Origin of the sequence: Candidatus Pelagibacter sp. HIMB123 (assembly GCF_052048195.1) — a bacterium.
Classification (GTDB): Bacteria; Pseudomonadota; Alphaproteobacteria; order Pelagibacterales; family Pelagibacteraceae; genus Pelagibacter.
In genome coordinates this window covers 77,393-92,194 of record NZ_JBNAIL010000007.1, presented here as the reverse complement: position 1 = coordinate 92,194, position 14,802 = coordinate 77,393, and the positions used below count along the sequence as shown (strand labels likewise).

Below are 14,802 nucleotides of genomic sequence, written 5' to 3'. Positions count from 1 at the left end.
AAATGTTTTACTTATTAAATATTTTAATACAAATGAAAATTTTATTAGACAAATGCTCATTATTTGAATCATTAAGGCCATTTAATGATTTAGGTTTTGTTCCCACAATGGGAGGCATACACAAAGGTCATTTATCACTTATAAATAAATCAAATAGACTCTGTAAAATCACAATTGTTAGCATCTTTATTAATCCAAAACAGTTCAATAATAAAAAAGATTTAAAATCTTATCCTAGAAATATCGATAAAGATCTTAAAATTTTAAAAAAAACTAAAAAAGTTGATTTTGTCTATCTTCCAAGATTCGAAGATATTTATGAAAATAAAAAAAAATCTAAAATTAAAATAAACAAAAATGATACAATACTTTGCGCTAAATATAGAAAAGGTCATTTTGAAGGAGTTTTAGATGTTATGGAAAGACTAACAAAAATAGTTAACCCAAAAAAGATATTTATGGGAGAAAAAGATTTCCAACAATTATATCTTGTTAAAAAGCGACTAGAAAAAAAATACAAAGCAAAAATTATCCCTTGTAAAACTATTCGTAATAAGAACAATGTTGCTTTGTCATCTAGAAATTCTCTTTTAAATAAATTAAATCTAAGAGTTGCAGCAAGTATTTACAAAAAATTAGTAAATATTAAAAAAAATATTAAAAAATATAAAAATATATCAAAATTTTTAAATAATCAAAAAGTAAAATTAAAAAATAATTATAAAATTAAAATTGATTATTTAGAATTAAGAAATAAAAAAAACCTAAAAGTTTCAAATAAAACAAACAACTCAAGATTATTTATTGCTTATTATTTAAATAATGTCAGATTGATAGATAATATCTAATTACAAAAAATATGCTCCAACACCTAAAAAAGAAACAAAACCAATTACGTCTGTAATTGTTGTCACAAAAACACTTGATGCAATCGCTGGGTCAATATTCATTTTTTTAAGAGTAAAAGGGACAAGAATACCAAATAATCCAGCTATGATCATTGTTAGTACCATTGATATTGCTATGATCAGAGAAAGAATACTGTCTTGAAACCATAACTGAACAACAAAAGCACTTATTACTGCAAATATAATTCCATTTAAAATACCAATAGAAAATTCTTTAAATACATTAGATGAAAAATTATTTTCAGTTAAATCATTTGTAGCTATAGTTCTTACTGTAACTGCAAGTGTTTGCATTCCGGCATTTCCACCCATTGAAGCCACAATAGGCATCAAGAAGGCTAACACTACCATTTGTTCTATTGTTGCTCCAAATAAACTAATGCACCATGTGGCTAGAAAAGCCGTAAATAGGTTAAGCAAAAGCCAATTGAATCTTCTCTTTGTTTTTTTTACAACTCCATCAGTAATTTCTTCATCTCCTACCCCTGCTAATCTTAAAGCATCTTCCTCAGCTTCCTCTTTCAAGACTGTTAAAACGTCATCGTTCATAATCATACCAACTAATTTATTGTTTTTGTCTACAACAGCAGCTGAATTCAAATTATAATTTTCAAATAAGTTAGCAACTTCCTCTTTATCCATTTCTACAGGAATTAATAATTGAGATTCTGACATAATTGTTGCCATTTTAGTATCTCGAGGTGTTGTTAAAACTCTAGAGGAAGGAACAGTTCCTATTGGTTTGAAATCTTCATTAACAATAAAAATTTCTAAAAACTCTTCTGGTAAATCTTTGTTTTCTCTTAAATAGTCAATTGTTTGACCTACAGACCAATTACTTGGTATAGCTGTAAATTCACGCTGCATAAGTCTAGCAGCAGTATCCTCTGGATAGCTTAAGCTTTCTAGTAGAGCAAATCTATCTTTAGGTGGTAAAGAGCTAAGGATTGAATTTTTATCCTCTTCAGGAACATTTTCCAATATAGATATAGCATCGTCTGACTCTAAACCCTTTAGAATACTAACTATAGAATCTGAAGATAAATATGTAATAATTTCCGATTGAATAGACTCATTCAATTCAACAAAAACGTCCGGATCAATATTAAAATTATTTAATTTAATTAAACTTTCTCTATCCCCTTCGCTGAGGTGCTCAATAATATCCGCAGCATCAGCAGGGTGCATTTCGTTAAATGAATTAGTAATAAATTGAGCGTCATTGTTAGCTATTTTGCTGGTAACAACTCTTATATATTCTTTATTAAATTCAAAATTTACTTTTTTATCTTTAGTTTTTTTAGATAAAGACATAAATCTACCTATAATTTAAATTTGCACTATTAATACATAATAAAGATAATACAAATTATAAATGAACATAGAGATCAAAAAGTCAATAAAACCAGTAAATTATTTTGATGCTATTAATATATTAGAGTCAAGATTAAAGGATTTATATGAAAATAATGAGCAAGAATTAATTTGGACTTTGGAGCATAATGAAGTTTTTACAGCAGGAACCTCTTATAAAGAGAATGAGATTATTGACAAATCCATTAAAATATTAGAAACGAATAGAGGTGGTAAAATTACTTACCATGGACCAGGTCAATTAATTTGTTATTTTGTTTTAGATTTAAGGAAAAAAAAAGATATCAGAAAATTTATAACAACTATTGAAAAAACAATAATTCAAACTTTAAAATTTTATAAAATAGAAACTTTTCCAGATAAAGATAATATCGGTATATGGTATAAATATAATAATGAAGTCAAAAAAATCGCTGCTATAGGTATCAGAGTTAGCAAATGGATTGCCTATCATGGTTTTGCAATAAATATAAATAATGATCTAGAAAAATATAAAAAAATTATACCATGTGGTATTTCAGATAAAGGAGTAACTAATTTAAAAAATATTTTAGATCAGGATTACTCAAATTTAAGTGGTATATTAGTTAAAAATTTTATTTCAAACTTGAAAATCTAAGTCTTTTAGATTTTAAAAGTTTTTTAAAATAATCAGGCAACAAAGCTGAATAAGTATGTTTTATATCATTAATTTTAAATTTAATTTGATATGAATGTAACATTAAATTTTTATTAATTCCTTTATTAGAATTTGATAATTTATATTTTGTATCTCCAAATATAGGATTTCCAATTGCATATAATTGTTTTCTTAACTGGTGTTTTCGTCCAGTAATGGGTTTTAATTCTAATAAACTTGCTTCAGAATTTTTATCAATAACTGTAAAAATTGTTTTTGCTTTTTCAATTATTTTTTTATCACCGTCGTACCTAATTAAATCATCATCCCATACGCCAGATTTTTTATTAATTTCTCCTTGACATATAGCTAAATAGGTTTTGTGTACTTTTCTTAGTCTAAATAAAGAAGTAAGTAGTTGAGCGCTCTCTCTACTTTTAGCCATAATAAAAACTCCAGAAGTATCTTTATCTAATCTATGGACAGAATATGGTTTTGTTCCTTCAAAAATTTCACTTTTAGCAAAAATATCAACTAGATTTTTTTTTGATTTAGTTCCACCTTGAACCGATATGCCTGATGCTTTGTTTAAAACTACAAAATTGTCATTGTTGTCAATAATTTGATCTTCATTTGATTTTATAATTTCTTTTGATGGTAAAAACTTAATTTTTTTTTGTTGAATTGTTTCTTTAAACTCAATGTTGAATATATTTATTTCATCTTTTGTTTTTACTTTAAAAGAACTTTTAACTTTCTTTCTATTGAGTTTTATTTTTCCTGTTCTTAAGTATTTCTCCACAAGTCCTTGTGGAATTTTGCCAATTTTTAATCTTAACCATCTGTCCAAACGCATATCATTACACGTTGAATCAACGATGTAAGATTTCTTCATGATTTAAGATTTAAGCTGTAGCTTGTTTTTTCTCTTCCGTTTTAGGAGATTCTTTGTTTGTATCCTTTTTTGGCTTATCAACTCTTTTTGCTTCTACGTCTCTATCAACAAACTCAATTATTGCCATTGGAGCATTATCCCCATATCTAAATCCAGCTTTAATTATTCTTGTGTAACCACCTTTTCTATCTTGATATCTTTTAGAAAGTGTTTTTTTAACTTTATTAGCTGATTTAATATCTTGTAGTTTAGAAACTAACATTTTAGTTGTCTGTAAAGTTTCTTTTTTACCCAATGTTATTATTTTATCTGCTTGAGGTTTTAAAAATTTAGCTTTTGGCAAAGTAGTTTTAATCTGCTCATACTTAATTAAAGAATTAAGCATATTTTTAAGTAGAGCTTTTCTGTGCTCTGATGTTCTATTTAACTTCTTATTTGCCAAACCATGTCTCATTAAATTGCTTCCTCCAATTTCTTAGACATTTCTGCAATGTTGTCTGGTGGCCAGTTAGGAATTTCCATTCCTAAATATAGAGACATACCTGTTAAAACCTCTTTAATTTCATTTAATGATTTTCTTCCAAAATTAGGTGTTCTCAACATTTCACCTTCAGATTTTTGAACTAGATCACCGATATAAATTATATTGTCATTTTTTAAGCAGTTCATTGACCTAACTGATAACTCTAACTCATCAACTTTTCTTAATAAGTTTTTGTTAAACTCAGGTTCTGTAGAAACTTCTTTTACAGGGGCTTCAACTGGCTCATCAAAGTTTACAAACATTTTAAGCTGATCTTGAAAAATTCTAGCTGAATATGCTACAGCATCTTCAGCAGAAATTGATCCATTAGTCTCAACTTCCATTATTAATTTATCATAATCTAATGCTTTACCTTCTCTAGCAGTACTTACTGAATATGAAACTTTTTTAACTGGACTATAAAGTGAGTCTATAGCAATAAGGCCTAATGGTGGCTCTTCAGGTTTATTTAGCTCTGCAGGAACATATCCTTTACCTGTATTAACATTCATCTCCATATGAAAAGTGGTATTTTCATCTAAATTACAAATAACTAAATCAGGATTTAAAATCTCAACGTCTGCAACTGGAGCTATATCTGAAGCTTTAATTTCTCCTGGTCCTTTTGCATCTAAAATTAATTTTTTTGTACCCTCAGAATTACTTTTCAGTGCTAAAGATTTTACGTTTAAAACGATATCAGTCACATCTTCTCTAACACCTTTTATTGAAGTGAATTCATGTAAAACACCATCAATTTGAATTGATGTTACAGCAGCTCCTCTTATAGATGATAATAAAATCCTTCTTAGAGAATTTCCTAAAGTTAATCCATAACCTTTTTCTAAAGGCTCAGCTACAATCTTTGCATGAGTTAAGTCATCACTTATTTGAACATCTAATTTAGATGGCTTAATTAATGACTTCCAATTTTTTACATTAACATTTTCGACTTCCATTAAACTCTCCTTTTCTTTGGTGGTCTAGTTCCATTATGAGGCATAGGCGTAGTGTCTTTGATTGATAAAATCTTAAATCCTCTAGCTTGCAATGCTCTTAAAGCTGTTTCTCTTCCTGATCCAGGGCCTTTAACTTCAACAGATAAAGTTTTCATTCCATACTCAAGAGCTTTCGAAGCTGCAGAGTCGGCTGCTATCTGTGCGGCATAAGGAGTTGATTTTCTTGATCCCTTAAAACCTTTTTGTCCAGCAGATGCCCATGAAATTACATTTCCATTTGTATCAGCAATTGAGATGATGGTATTATTAAATGTTGATTGCACATATGCAATTCCATTTAAAATATTTTTTTTAACTTTCTTTTTTTTTGAATAAGAACTTTTTACACTTTTCTTAGTAGACTTTTCTACCTTCTGATCTTTATTCTCAACCTTATCAGTTTTAGTCATAACTATTTTTTAGTTGGTGTTAATTTTTTTCCAGCAATAGCGATTGCTTTACCTTTTCTTGTCCTTGCATTACATCTGGTTCTTTGTCCTCTAACAGGTAATTTTTTTCTATGTCTTGTTCCTCTGTAACAAGCTAGATCAATTAATCTTTTAATACTTAATGAATAATCTCTCCTTAAATCACCCTCTACTTTAAAGTTTTGATCGATGTACTCTCTAATTTTTAAAATCTCTTCATCTGTTAACTCATTTACTCTTTTAGCTCTTGGAATTTCTAAAGATGAACAAATTTGATGAGAGAATTTATCACCAATTCCATAAATATAAGTTAAACCTATATGAACAAGTTTATTCTGTGGAATGTTTATACCTGCGATACGAGCCATAATTTTTGTGATAAATTGTGCCTTTTATATAAGAAGATTAATCAAAGTCAACGTCTTATACATTGATAAAAGCCTCTATTTTCCTTGTTATTTCTTCGATTTCTAAGCTTCCATCAATCTCAATAAAATTTGGATTCTCAGAGTAGAAATTTAGAACTGGTTGGGTTGTTTTCATATATTTCTCATACCTTGAAACTATCGTATGAGTATCATCATCAGACCTATTTTCTATAATTTTTCTCTTCTCAAGTCTTTTGATAATTGTTTCTTTATCTACGTTTAGGAATAAAATTAAATCTATACTCTGATTTGAATTTTTTAGTAATACTTCTAAATTTTTAGCCTGACTTAATGATCGAGGATATCCGTCAAAGATTAATTTGTTTTTTTTTTGAGGATCAGATATTAAATTTTCTATAAGTTTATTAACAATATCATCACTTATAAATTTTCCATTCCTCATGTCATTGGTTATTGCTTTACCAATATCTGAATTTTTTTTGATTTCTTCTCTTAAAAGATCACCTGTTGAAATTTGAAAAGCATTTAATTTGTTTACAAGATATTTAGACTGAGTACCTTTTCCAGCACCAGGAGGTCCAAATAAAATTATATTCACTTACTTACCAAATTTTGTTTTTTTAATCAGTTGTTCGTATTGTGAACTCATTAACCTTGTTTGTATTTGTGTCACAGTATCAATAGCTACTACAACAACAATTAATATAGATGCACCACCTAAATAAAAAGGTATTGGATAGTTTGCAATTAAAAATTCCGGCATTAAACAAACTAGAGTTAAATATAGAGCACCAATCGTAGTTAATTTTGTTGAAATATTCTCAATATACAACGCAGTACTTTCACCTGGTCTAATTCCTGGTACAAATCCTCCATACTTTCTAAGATTCTCGGCAGTTTCTGTTGGATTGAATGTAATAGAAGTATAAAAAAAAGTGAAAAATATTATTCCTGATGCATACAGCAACATATAAAGAGGTTGTCCTTGAGTAAAATAAGAGCTCAAGTTTAAAAATGTTTCATTGTTAGAAAATGAAAAATTTGAGAATGTTACTGGTAGTAATAAAAGTGCAGAAGCAAAAATTGCTGGAATTACTCCAGCCTGATTTATTTTTAGAGGTAAATGTGATGACTCTCCACCATACATTTTATTTCCCATTTGTCTTTTTGGATAATTAATTATAATTTTTCTTAATGCTCTTTCCATAAAAACCACAAATAGGATTGTAAGTATTAATAAAACAAATATAGCTAGGATCATGAAGGTTGAAACTGCACCTGTTCTACCTAATTCAAAAGTTGTAACCAAAGCTCTTGGAATTTCTGCTACAATACCGGCAAAAATTATTAACGATATACCATTACCAATACCTCTTTGAGTAATTTGTTCACCTAACCACATTAAAAATATTGTTCCTGCAACAATGGTTGTAACAGTAGTTATTTTAAAAAAAGCTCCAGGATTAATTACTAGGTCAGCTGACGACTCTAATCCAACAGATAAACCATATCCTTGTACTGTTGCAAGTAACACTGTTCCATATCTAGTAATTTGAGTAATTTTAGCTCTTCCTGTCTCCCCTTGAGCTTTAAGATTTTTAAAATAATCTGTAACCCCTGTTAAAAGCTGAACTATAATTGCAGATGAAATATATGGCATTATTCCTAAAGCAAATATCGCCATTCTACTAACTGCACCTCCTGCAAAAACATTAAACATGCCTAGCAATCCTTTTTGATTGCCTTCCATCATTATTTTCAATTGTTCTGGGTCTATACCTGGTAAAGGCACAAAAGTTCCAAATCTATAAACGGCTAAAATTAAAATAGTAAATATAATTCTATTTCTTAAATCATTTGTTGACGATGATGCGCTCATATAAACAAACTATTTTTTTAATTGAATAGATCCACCAATTTTTTCTAGTTTTTCTATTGCTGATTTAGAGGCTAGATCAGCTTCAATATTGATTTTATATTTTACTTCACCAGTTCCTAAAATTTTTAATTTTTTTGAGTTTTTATTTATTAATTTAAGTTTTTTTAATAATTCTGAGTTTAATACTTCGTTTGGATTAATACTTTTTTTGTCTATATAAGATTGAATCTTATCCAGATTTAAAATTGCTATACTATCTTTTGAAATTGGGTTAAATCCTCTTTTTGGAAGTCTTCTGTATAATGGCATTTGACCACCTTCAAAACTTTTTATAGCTACGCCAGATCGTGATTTTTGACCTTTAACACCTCTTCCTGAGGTTTTTCCTTTGCCTGAACCAATTCCTCTTCCAACTCTTATTTTAGATTTATTGATTTTTTCTCTGTTATTTAAAGTAATCATTATCCTCTTTTTTCAATTATTTCAGAAATTTTTTTATTTCTAATTGCTGATATTTGTTTTGGTGAGCTTTGTTTCATTAAAGCTTTCATTGTAGCTCTAATTACATTGTGCGCATTAGAAGTTCCCATAGATTTAGCAACAATATCTTTTACTCCTAAAACTTCACATACTGCCCTAACAGGACCACCTGCAATAATACCTGTTCCCTTAGAAGCTGCTCTTAGCACTATTCTACCAGAGCCATCTTTCGCTTTAACGTCATGATGTATTGTTCTGCCTTCTCTTAATGGTATATGAGTAAGTTTTCTCCTAGCCATCTCATTTGCTTTTTTTATAGCATCAGGTACTTGTTTTGCTTTTGCGTGAGCTATACCGATTTTACCCGCTTGATTTCCAACAACTACAAGCGCTGAAAATCCAAATCTTCTTCCACCCTTAACAACTTTAGTAATACGATTTATGTGAACTAATTTTTCTAATATATCGTCAGTTTTTTTATCTTTTATATTTTCCATAATTAAAATTCCATCCCATTTTCTCTTAGAGTTTCTGCAAAAACTTTAATTCTACCGTGATATTTATAAGAACCTCTATCAAAGTAAATTTTAGTAATTTTTTTCTCTTGAGCTTTTTTAGCCAATTTTTGAGCAACCAATTTAGATAGTTCAGTTTTATTAACTTTGTCTGCTGATCTAAGATCTTTTTCTACAGATGAAGCTGATAATAAGGTTACGTTTTTTGTATCATCAATTATTTGAGCTGAAATATTTTTTGATGATCTAGAAATACTTAATCTAAATCTATCTTTTGAAGCAACTTTTTTAACTTTATTGCTAACTCTAAATCTTTTTCTGATATTAGTGTTTAATTTCATTATTTTTTCTTACCCTCTTTTTTAAGAACATACTGTCCTTTTTCTCGAACACCTTTCCCTTTGTAAGGTTCAATTTTTCTTAATGTTTTAATTTTAGATGCTACTTCACCAACTAGCTGCTTATCAGATCCTGTAATTTTTAATGTTGTTTGTTTTTCAACGGCAATTTTAATGCCTTGTGGTATATCAAAATTGATATCATGACTATAACCCAACTGTAAATTTAACTGATTTCCTTTTAACGCTGCTCTATAACCAACGCCAACTAATTCTAAAGTTTTTTCATATCCTGTGCTAGATCCAATAACAGCATTATTAATTAAGCTTCTATTCATGCCCCAAAGTCTTTTTGAGTTTTGATCTACTTTTTTTGGTTTAATAGAAATTTCTTTTCCTTCAATAATGTCTAAATTAAACATATCTAAATCAACATTGATTGATTTTTTTCCAAGAGGTCCTTCTATATTTATAATATTTCCAGCTAAAGCAACTTTTACTTTTTCAGGAATCGATATGTTTATTTTACCTATTTTAGACATTAAAATACCTTACAAATTATTTCGCCACCAACCTTATGTTTTCTAGCATCTATATCAGTCATTACTCCTTTTGGAGTTGACACAATAGCAATTCCTAAACCATTATTTATTTTAGGCAAGCTATCTGCAGATGAAAAAATTCTTCTTCCTGGTTTTGATACTCTTTCAAAAGCACTAATAACTGGATTTCCAGAATGATACTTAAGTTCTAATGATAACATTGGTTTTTTTTCCTCAGAACTTACTTTAAAATCTTTTATGAAACCTTCATTTTTAAGTATATCTGCAATTTTTGTTTTAAAATTTGATGAAGGTAATTCTACTTTTTTATGATTTCTGGCTTGAGCATTCTTCACTCTAGCAATCATATCTCCTATTGGGTCACTTAAACTCATAATTTTCCTTTCTACCAGCTAGATTTAACTAAACCAGGTATCTTTCCTTGTAATCCTAATTGTCTTAATGCAATTCTTGAAATCTTTAATTTTCTGTAAACGCCGTGAGGTCTTCCAGTAATCTCACATCTATTCATAACTCTTATTTTAGCGGAGTTTCTTGGCAGTTTTGATAATTTTTGTTGCGCTTTAAATCTTTCTTCTAATGGAATCTTTTTATCCATTACAATCTTCTTTAATGCTTGTCTTTTCTTATAAAGTCTATCTGAAAGCTTAATTCTTTTTTTATTTTTATTAACCGCGCTTAACTTTGCCATGTTTAATTATCTCCTTTTTTAATAAATGGAAAATTCATTTTTTCTAATAATGCAAAACTATGCTCTTTGTTTATTACTTTAATAACTATTACTATATCTAAACCTCTAACTTTGTCTGCTCTGTCAAAGCTTACTTCTGGGAAAATTATATGTTCTTTAATTCCAAATGTATAATTACCAAATTTGTCAAAGCCTTTTGGAGACAAACCTCTAAAATCTTTAATTCTTGGTAATGCAATATTCACTAATCTGTCTAAGAATTCGTACATTCTATTTTTTCTTAATGTTACTTTTAAACCAGCGTTTGATCCTTTTCTTGTTTTAAAGTTCGCAACTGATTTTTTAAATTTTGTTGTTACTGGTTTTTGTCCAGTAATTTTAGCCATATCTTCTTCACATGATTTTAAAATCTTAGAATCTGTAGCATCTAAACCAAGACCCATATTTAAAACAACTTTCTCAATTCTTGGAGCCATATAAATATTTTTAAAACCAAACTGATCTTTTAATGCAGGCTGAATTTCTTTGTTGAATATTTCTTTTAATCTTGGTGTCATTATTTTTTAGCCTCTTTTTTCTTTGCCGCTTTTTCATCAATTAGTTTTAAGTTAGAAATATGAATAAAGCTCTCTTTAGGAAAAATTCCACCTTTTTTCTCTTTTGTTGTTTTTACGTGTTTTTTAACCATGTTAATTTCTTTAACTTTAGCTCTGTTATTGACTCTATCTATTTCAATAACTTCACCTTCTTTTTTTTTATCTTTTCCAGTTAAAACTCTTACTTTCAAACCTTTTTTAATCATTATAAAACCTCCGGTGCCAATGAAATAATTTTCATTTGACCTCTGCTTCTTAATTCTCTCGTAACTGGACCAAAAATCCTTGTTCCTACTGGCTCTCCTTTGTCATCAACTAACACAGCAGCATTATTATCAAATCTAACTTTAGAACCATCATTTCTATGAATTCCCTTTTTAACTCTCACAACGACAGCTTTATGGACAGATCCTTTTTTAACTTTTCCTTTAGGCATCGCCTCTTTAACTGCAATTACAATTGTATCACCAATACTAGCATATCTTCTTTTGGAACCACCTAAAACTTTAATGCACTCAATTCTTTTTGCACCAGTATTATCAGCTACTTGTAATTCTGTTTGAACACCAATCATTACTTTGTACTCTCCATAACTTGAAATTTTTTATTTTTTGAAAAAGGTTTGCTCTCAATAATTGAAACTTTGTCACCAGTTTTGAACTTATTATTTTCATCGTGAGCATTATAATTTTTTCTAACTCTGATTACTTTTTTAAGAACTGGGTGAGAATATTTACGTTCTACCATAACAGTAACTGTTTTATTTGGTTTATCGCTTATGACTACTCCTGTAAGTATTTTTTTAGGCATTTGCTTTTCCTTTTAAAATTGTTTTTAATCTTGCTATTGTTTTTCTAGTTTCCCCAATTTTAGCTGGGTTTGTTACTTGTGAATTCATTTTTTGAAATCTGAAATTAAAAAGATCTTTTTTAAGTTTATCAATATTCTTCACAATTTCGTCCTTTGATAATTTTTTAATTTCTTGTTTTTTCATTATGCAAATCTCTTAATAGTTTTGGTCTTAATTGGTAATTTAGCTGATGCTTTGTATAAAGCTTCTTTAGCAATTTGTTCAGAAACACCATCAACTTCAAACAATATTCTTCCTGGTTTTACTCTGCATGCAAAATATTCTGGTGATCCTTTACCTTTACCCATTCTGACCTCAATCGGTTTTTTAGAAACTGGTATATTTGGAAATATTCTTGTCCAAACTCTTCCTTGTCTTTTCATGTGTCTTGTTAATGCAACTCTTGCAGCCTCTATTTGTTTTCCAGTAACTCTTTCAGGCTGCAAAGCCTTTAATGCGTAGGCACCATAATTAATAGTACTTGCTCTAGTAGCAGTACCGTGAATTCTACCTTTATGCGCTTTTCTCCACTTTGTTCTTACTGGTTGAAGCATTATTATTTACCTTCCTTTGGTGTTACCTTGTTAGTTTCTTGGCTAAATTCTCTAGCAAAAACTTCACCTTTATAAATCCAAACTTTAATACCAATAATTCCGTAAGTTGTAAGAGCCTCTGCCTCAGCATAATCTATATCAGCTCTTAAAGTATGTGATGGAATACTACCATCTCTTAACCACTCTGTTCTTGCTATTTCATTTCCGCCGAGTCTTCCACTTACAGAAACTTTAATTCCCTTTGCTCCGAGTCTAATACATGATTGCATTGCTCTTTTCATAGCTCTTCTATAAGAAATTCTTTTAACAAGCTGCTGAGCTATGTTTTCAGCTACCAAATAAGCATTAGTTTCAGGCTTTTTAACTTCTTTAATATTTAGATTAACTTCATTTGTTGTGAATTTTGAAAGATTATTTTTAATTTTGTCTATATCGCTTCCTTTTTTTCCAATAACAAATCCTGGTCTAGAAGTATAGATTGTAACATAACATTTATTAGATGTTCTCTCGATCATTACCTTAGATACACCAGAGTTGATTACATTTTTCTTGATATATTCCCTAATCTTAAAATCTTCGATAAGATAATTTCCAAAATCTTTTTTCTTAGCATACCATACAGAGTCCCATCCTCTGTTGACACCTAATCTAAAACCTACAGGATTAACTTTTTGCCCCATGCTTCTCCATTTGTTTTGCTTCTGATAAAATTATTGTAACAGTTGACCAAGGTTTTAATATTGGTGCCGCTCTTCCTTTGGCTCTTGGTCTAAATCTTTTCATAACTATTTTTTTTCCACAATATGCCTCTTTAACTATTAATTTATCAATATCGTATTGAAAATTATTTTCAGCATTAGCTACAGCTGAACTAATGGTTTTTCTAACATCTCTAGTAACTCTCTTTTCTGAAAACTGTAAATCTCTAATTGCAACATCAACTTTTTTGCCAACAATGCTTTTTAGTATTGGATTTAGCTTTCTAACACTTGATCTAATACCATTGTTAACAGACTTTACTGTTTTATCGTTAGATTTATCTATTTTCTTTTTCTTGCCCATAATTATTTCTTCTCTGCTGTTGCTGGTTTAGCTTTTTTATCAGCTGGTGTATGACCAAAGAACGTTCTTGTTGGTGCAAACTCACCTAATTTATGTCCAACCATATCTTCTGAAACAGTTATGGGTATAAATTTTTTCCCGTTATAAATTTGGAAACTTACCCCTACAAAATCTGGTAAAATTGTAGATTTTCTTGACCAAGTTTTAATAGGAATTTTCTTTGGATCGTCTTTATACTTGTCCACTTTCTTCATCAAGCTTTCTTCTACAAACGGACCTTTCCAAACTGCTCTAGCCATTACTTAGTATCCTTCCTCTTATTTCTTCTCTTAACTATAAATTTATCTGTTCTCTTATTATCTCGGGTTTTTAAACCTTTAGCTGATTGCCCTGTAGGTGAAACTGGATGTCTTCCTCCTGCAGATTTTCCTTCACCACCTCCGTGTGGGTGATCAACTGGGTTTTTAACAACTCCTCTAGTATGAGGTCTTCTACCCAACCATCTTGATCTGCCTGCTTTTCCAATTTTAATATTTTTTTGATCTGGATTACTTAAAATTCCAATTGTAGCTAAAGCTCTTGAATCTATTTTTCTCACTTCACCTGAGGCTAATTTTATTAAACTATAGTTTCCATCTAGACCACTAATAGTAACTGATGAACCAGCTGCTCTAGCAATTTTTCCACCACCACCTGGTTGTATTTCAACATTATGTATATTGATACCTACTGGTATATCTTGTAATGGCATGCAATTACCTACTTTAATTTCTTTTTTAGAACCGCTTTCAACTTTGTCTCCAACTTTAATTTTTTGTGGTGCTAAGAAATATGAGTGAGTACCATCCTCAAATTTTACTAGCATAATGTAACATGATCTATTTGGATCGTACTCTATTCTTTCAACAGTGGCTTCCATGTCGAATTTTTTTCGATAAAAGTCCACATGTCTGTACATTTTTTTATGTCCACCAGCTCTATTAATAGAGGTAATATGACCATTATTATTTCTACCCTTCATCGCATTTTTAGGTGAAACTAGGGTCTTGAATGGTTTACCTTTCCATAAACCAGTTCTATCAACTAAAATAGTGCCTCTTGTAGATTTTGTGTATGGTTTAAAAGTTTTTAGTGCCATTT

At 29.4% G+C, this 14,802-nt stretch carries 26 protein-coding genes; 2 read left to right on the top strand and 24 right to left on the bottom strand.

Annotated elements, in window-relative coordinates:
• Positions 1–2 precede the first annotated feature (2 nt).
• Positions 3–848 (top strand): pantoate--beta-alanine ligase, encoded by an 846-nt coding sequence (gene panC, locus ACTTBL_RS01935; RefSeq protein ID WP_440643367.1) that lies wholly within the window; start codon positions 3–5, stop codon positions 846–848.
• Here panC and mgtE read toward each other — a convergent pair whose 3' ends face one another.
• A complete protein-coding gene (mgtE, locus tag ACTTBL_RS01930) occupies positions 849–2,222 on the bottom strand; it encodes a magnesium transporter (protein ID WP_440643366.1) in 1,374 nt (457 codons plus the stop codon).
• 61 nt (positions 2,223–2,283) lie between these two features.
• Here mgtE and lipB point away from each other — a divergent pair, with 61 nt between their 5' ends.
• Positions 2,284–2,901: a lipoyl(octanoyl) transferase LipB gene (gene lipB / locus ACTTBL_RS01925; RefSeq protein ID WP_440643365.1), complete on the top strand. Its 618-nt coding sequence runs from the start codon at positions 2,284–2,286 to the stop codon at positions 2,899–2,901.
• Here lipB and ACTTBL_RS01920 read toward each other — a convergent pair.
• The 23 genes from ACTTBL_RS01920 to rplB are packed head-to-tail and all read right to left on the bottom strand — an operon-like array spanning position 2,879 to position 14,800.
• Positions 2,879–3,796 (bottom strand): RluA family pseudouridine synthase, encoded by a 918-nt coding sequence (locus ACTTBL_RS01920; protein WP_440643364.1) that lies wholly within the window; start codon positions 3,794–3,796, stop codon positions 2,879–2,881. The genes lipB and ACTTBL_RS01920 overlap by 23 nt on opposite strands.
• Positions 3,797–3,806: 10 nt before the next feature.
• Entirely contained in the window at positions 3,807–4,250 is a 444-nt protein-coding gene (gene rplQ, locus ACTTBL_RS01915; RefSeq protein ID WP_440643363.1) for a 50S ribosomal protein L17, read from the bottom strand.
• Positions 4,250–5,278: a DNA-directed RNA polymerase subunit alpha gene (locus ACTTBL_RS01910; RefSeq protein WP_072091166.1), complete on the bottom strand. Its 1,029-nt coding sequence runs from the start codon at positions 5,276–5,278 to the stop codon at positions 4,250–4,252. Before ACTTBL_RS01910 ends, rplQ begins: the two co-directional genes overlap by 1 nt.
• Complete coding sequence (gene rpsK / locus ACTTBL_RS01905) at positions 5,278–5,727, bottom strand: 30S ribosomal protein S11 (protein ID WP_440643362.1); 450 nt, start codon at positions 5,725–5,727, stop codon at positions 5,278–5,280. Before rpsK ends, ACTTBL_RS01910 begins: the two co-directional genes overlap by 1 nt.
• 2 nt (positions 5,728–5,729) lie before the next feature.
• A complete protein-coding gene (rpsM, locus tag ACTTBL_RS01900) occupies positions 5,730–6,113 on the bottom strand; it encodes a 30S ribosomal protein S13 (RefSeq protein WP_440643361.1) in 384 nt (127 codons plus the stop codon).
• Positions 6,114–6,168: 55 nt separating this feature from the next.
• The gene (locus tag ACTTBL_RS01895; RefSeq protein WP_440643360.1) at positions 6,169–6,732 is read right to left on the bottom strand and encodes an adenylate kinase; all 564 of its coding nucleotides are present in this window, start codon (positions 6,730–6,732) and stop codon (positions 6,169–6,171) included.
• Positions 6,733–8,013, bottom strand: a complete 1,281-nt coding sequence (gene secY, locus ACTTBL_RS01890; RefSeq protein WP_440643359.1) for a preprotein translocase subunit SecY — start codon at positions 8,011–8,013, stop codon at positions 6,733–6,735.
• A gap of 9 nt (positions 8,014–8,022) precedes the next feature.
• Positions 8,023–8,475, bottom strand: coding sequence for a 50S ribosomal protein L15 (rplO, locus tag ACTTBL_RS01885; protein WP_440643358.1), 453 nt, complete (start codon positions 8,473–8,475; stop codon positions 8,023–8,025).
• Positions 8,475–8,990 carry a 30S ribosomal protein S5 gene (rpsE, locus tag ACTTBL_RS01880; protein ID WP_075503615.1) on the bottom strand — a complete coding sequence of 172 codons (516 nt, stop codon included), beginning with the start codon at positions 8,988–8,990 and terminating at the stop codon, positions 8,475–8,477. The genes rplO and rpsE overlap by 1 nt, the downstream gene beginning before the upstream one ends.
• 2 nt (positions 8,991–8,992) lie before the next feature.
• Entirely contained in the window at positions 8,993–9,349 is a 357-nt protein-coding gene (gene rplR / locus ACTTBL_RS01875) for a 50S ribosomal protein L18 (RefSeq protein ID WP_440643357.1), read from the bottom strand.
• A complete protein-coding gene (rplF, locus tag ACTTBL_RS01870; protein ID WP_440643356.1) occupies positions 9,349–9,888 on the bottom strand; it encodes a 50S ribosomal protein L6 in 540 nt (179 codons plus the stop codon). The genes rplR and rplF overlap by 1 nt, the downstream gene beginning before the upstream one ends.
• The gene (gene rpsH / locus ACTTBL_RS01865; protein WP_440643355.1) at positions 9,888–10,283 is read right to left on the bottom strand and encodes a 30S ribosomal protein S8; all 396 of its coding nucleotides are present in this window, start codon (positions 10,281–10,283) and stop codon (positions 9,888–9,890) included. Before rpsH ends, rplF begins: the two co-directional genes overlap by 1 nt.
• Positions 10,284–10,294: 11 nt before the next feature.
• Positions 10,295–10,600: a 30S ribosomal protein S14 gene (rpsN, locus tag ACTTBL_RS01860; RefSeq protein WP_145597906.1), complete on the bottom strand. Its 306-nt coding sequence runs from the start codon at positions 10,598–10,600 to the stop codon at positions 10,295–10,297.
• Positions 10,601–10,602: 2 nt separating this feature from the next.
• Positions 10,603–11,157 carry a 50S ribosomal protein L5 gene (rplE, locus tag ACTTBL_RS01855; RefSeq protein ID WP_440643354.1) on the bottom strand — a complete coding sequence of 185 codons (555 nt, stop codon included), beginning with the start codon at positions 11,155–11,157 and terminating at the stop codon, positions 10,603–10,605.
• Positions 11,157–11,402 (bottom strand): 50S ribosomal protein L24, encoded by a 246-nt coding sequence (gene rplX, locus ACTTBL_RS01850; RefSeq protein ID WP_440643353.1) that lies wholly within the window; start codon positions 11,400–11,402, stop codon positions 11,157–11,159. Before rplX ends, rplE begins: the two co-directional genes overlap by 1 nt.
• Positions 11,402–11,770 carry a 50S ribosomal protein L14 gene (gene rplN / locus ACTTBL_RS01845; RefSeq protein ID WP_145597918.1) on the bottom strand — a complete coding sequence of 123 codons (369 nt, stop codon included), beginning with the start codon at positions 11,768–11,770 and terminating at the stop codon, positions 11,402–11,404. The genes rplX and rplN overlap by 1 nt, the downstream gene beginning before the upstream one ends.
• The gene (gene rpsQ / locus ACTTBL_RS01840; RefSeq protein WP_023853709.1) at positions 11,770–12,006 is read right to left on the bottom strand and encodes a 30S ribosomal protein S17; all 237 of its coding nucleotides are present in this window, start codon (positions 12,004–12,006) and stop codon (positions 11,770–11,772) included. Before rpsQ ends, rplN begins: the two co-directional genes overlap by 1 nt.
• Complete coding sequence (gene rpmC / locus ACTTBL_RS01835) at positions 11,999–12,190, bottom strand: 50S ribosomal protein L29 (RefSeq protein WP_023853708.1); 192 nt, start codon at positions 12,188–12,190, stop codon at positions 11,999–12,001. Before rpmC ends, rpsQ begins: the two co-directional genes overlap by 8 nt.
• The gene (gene rplP / locus ACTTBL_RS01830; RefSeq protein WP_075503628.1) at positions 12,190–12,600 is read right to left on the bottom strand and encodes a 50S ribosomal protein L16; all 411 of its coding nucleotides are present in this window, start codon (positions 12,598–12,600) and stop codon (positions 12,190–12,192) included. The genes rpmC and rplP overlap by 1 nt, the downstream gene beginning before the upstream one ends.
• 2 nt (positions 12,601–12,602) lie before the next feature.
• Positions 12,603–13,280, bottom strand: a complete 678-nt coding sequence (rpsC, locus tag ACTTBL_RS01825) for a 30S ribosomal protein S3 (protein ID WP_075503634.1) — start codon at positions 13,278–13,280, stop codon at positions 12,603–12,605.
• Complete coding sequence (rplV, locus tag ACTTBL_RS01820; RefSeq protein WP_440643352.1) at positions 13,264–13,662, bottom strand: 50S ribosomal protein L22; 399 nt, start codon at positions 13,660–13,662, stop codon at positions 13,264–13,266. The genes rpsC and rplV overlap by 17 nt, the downstream gene beginning before the upstream one ends.
• A gap of 2 nt (positions 13,663–13,664) precedes the next feature.
• Positions 13,665–13,961 carry a 30S ribosomal protein S19 gene (rpsS, locus tag ACTTBL_RS01815; RefSeq protein ID WP_023853704.1) on the bottom strand — a complete coding sequence of 99 codons (297 nt, stop codon included), beginning with the start codon at positions 13,959–13,961 and terminating at the stop codon, positions 13,665–13,667.
• Positions 13,961–14,800, bottom strand: a complete 840-nt coding sequence (gene rplB / locus ACTTBL_RS01810) for a 50S ribosomal protein L2 (RefSeq protein WP_023853703.1) — start codon at positions 14,798–14,800, stop codon at positions 13,961–13,963. Before rplB ends, rpsS begins: the two co-directional genes overlap by 1 nt.
• Positions 14,801–14,802: the final 2 nt, after the last annotated feature.

Excerpts from the sequence above, each read along its gene's own strand:
- ACTTBL_RS01920 (WP_440643364.1), bottom strand. The coding sequence starts at position 3,796 with ATGAAGAAATCTTACATCGTTGATTCAACGTGTAATGATATGCGTTTG.
- secY (WP_440643359.1), bottom strand. The coding sequence starts at position 8,013 with ATGAGCGCATCATCGTCAACAAATGATTTAAGAAATAGAATTATATTT.
- rpsH (WP_440643355.1), bottom strand. The coding sequence starts at position 10,283 with ATGAGTTTAAGTGACCCAATAGGAGATATGATTGCTAGAGTGAAGAAT.
- rplF (WP_440643356.1), bottom strand. The coding sequence starts at position 9,888 with ATGTCTAAAATAGGTAAAATAAACATATCGATTCCTGAAAAAGTAAAA.
- rplN (WP_145597918.1), bottom strand. The coding sequence starts at position 11,770 with ATGATTGGTGTTCAAACAGAATTACAAGTAGCTGATAATACTGGTGCA.
- rpsN (WP_145597906.1), bottom strand. The coding sequence starts at position 10,600 with ATGGCAAAGTTAAGCGCGGTTAATAAAAATAAAAAAAGAATTAAGCTT.
- panC (WP_440643367.1), top strand. The coding sequence starts at position 3 with ATGTTTTACTTATTAAATATTTTAATACAAATGAAAATTTTATTAGAC.
- rplO (WP_440643358.1), bottom strand. The coding sequence starts at position 8,475 with ATGATTACTTTAAATAACAGAGAAAAAATCAATAAATCTAAAATAAGA.
- mgtE (WP_440643366.1), bottom strand. The coding sequence starts at position 2,222 with ATGTCTTTATCTAAAAAAACTAAAGATAAAAAAGTAAATTTTGAATTT.
- rplB (WP_023853703.1), bottom strand. The coding sequence starts at position 14,800 with ATGGCACTAAAAACTTTTAAACCATACACAAAATCTACAAGAGGCACT.
- rplE (WP_440643354.1), bottom strand. The coding sequence starts at position 11,157 with ATGACACCAAGATTAAAAGAAATATTCAACAAAGAAATTCAGCCTGCA.
- rpsC (WP_075503634.1), bottom strand. The coding sequence starts at position 13,280 with ATGGGGCAAAAAGTTAATCCTGTAGGTTTTAGATTAGGTGTCAACAGA.
- rpsS (WP_023853704.1), bottom strand. The coding sequence starts at position 13,961 with ATGGCTAGAGCAGTTTGGAAAGGTCCGTTTGTAGAAGAAAGCTTGATG.
- rplQ (WP_440643363.1), bottom strand. The coding sequence starts at position 4,250 with ATGAGACATGGTTTGGCAAATAAGAAGTTAAATAGAACATCAGAGCAC.
- rpsQ (WP_023853709.1), bottom strand. The coding sequence starts at position 12,006 with ATGCCTAAAAAAATACTTACAGGAGTAGTCATAAGCGATAAACCAAAT.
- rplR (WP_440643357.1), bottom strand. The coding sequence starts at position 9,349 with ATGAAATTAAACACTAATATCAGAAAAAGATTTAGAGTTAGCAATAAA.
- lipB (WP_440643365.1), top strand. The coding sequence starts at position 2,284 with ATGAACATAGAGATCAAAAAGTCAATAAAACCAGTAAATTATTTTGAT.
- ACTTBL_RS01910 (WP_072091166.1), bottom strand. The coding sequence starts at position 5,278 with ATGGAAGTCGAAAATGTTAATGTAAAAAATTGGAAGTCATTAATTAAG.
- rpsK (WP_440643362.1), bottom strand. The coding sequence starts at position 5,727 with ATGACTAAAACTGATAAGGTTGAGAATAAAGATCAGAAGGTAGAAAAG.
- rplV (WP_440643352.1), bottom strand. The coding sequence starts at position 13,662 with ATGGGCAAGAAAAAGAAAATAGATAAATCTAACGATAAAACAGTAAAG.
- rplP (WP_075503628.1), bottom strand. The coding sequence starts at position 12,600 with ATGCTTCAACCAGTAAGAACAAAGTGGAGAAAAGCGCATAAAGGTAGA.
- rplX (WP_440643353.1), bottom strand. The coding sequence starts at position 11,402 with ATGATTAAAAAAGGTTTGAAAGTAAGAGTTTTAACTGGAAAAGATAAA.
- rpsE (WP_075503615.1), bottom strand. The coding sequence starts at position 8,990 with ATGGAAAATATAAAAGATAAAAAAACTGACGATATATTAGAAAAATTA.
- rpsM (WP_440643361.1), bottom strand. The coding sequence starts at position 6,113 with ATGGCTCGTATCGCAGGTATAAACATTCCACAGAATAAACTTGTTCAT.
- rpmC (WP_023853708.1), bottom strand. The coding sequence starts at position 12,190 with ATGAAAAAACAAGAAATTAAAAAATTATCAAAGGACGAAATTGTGAAG.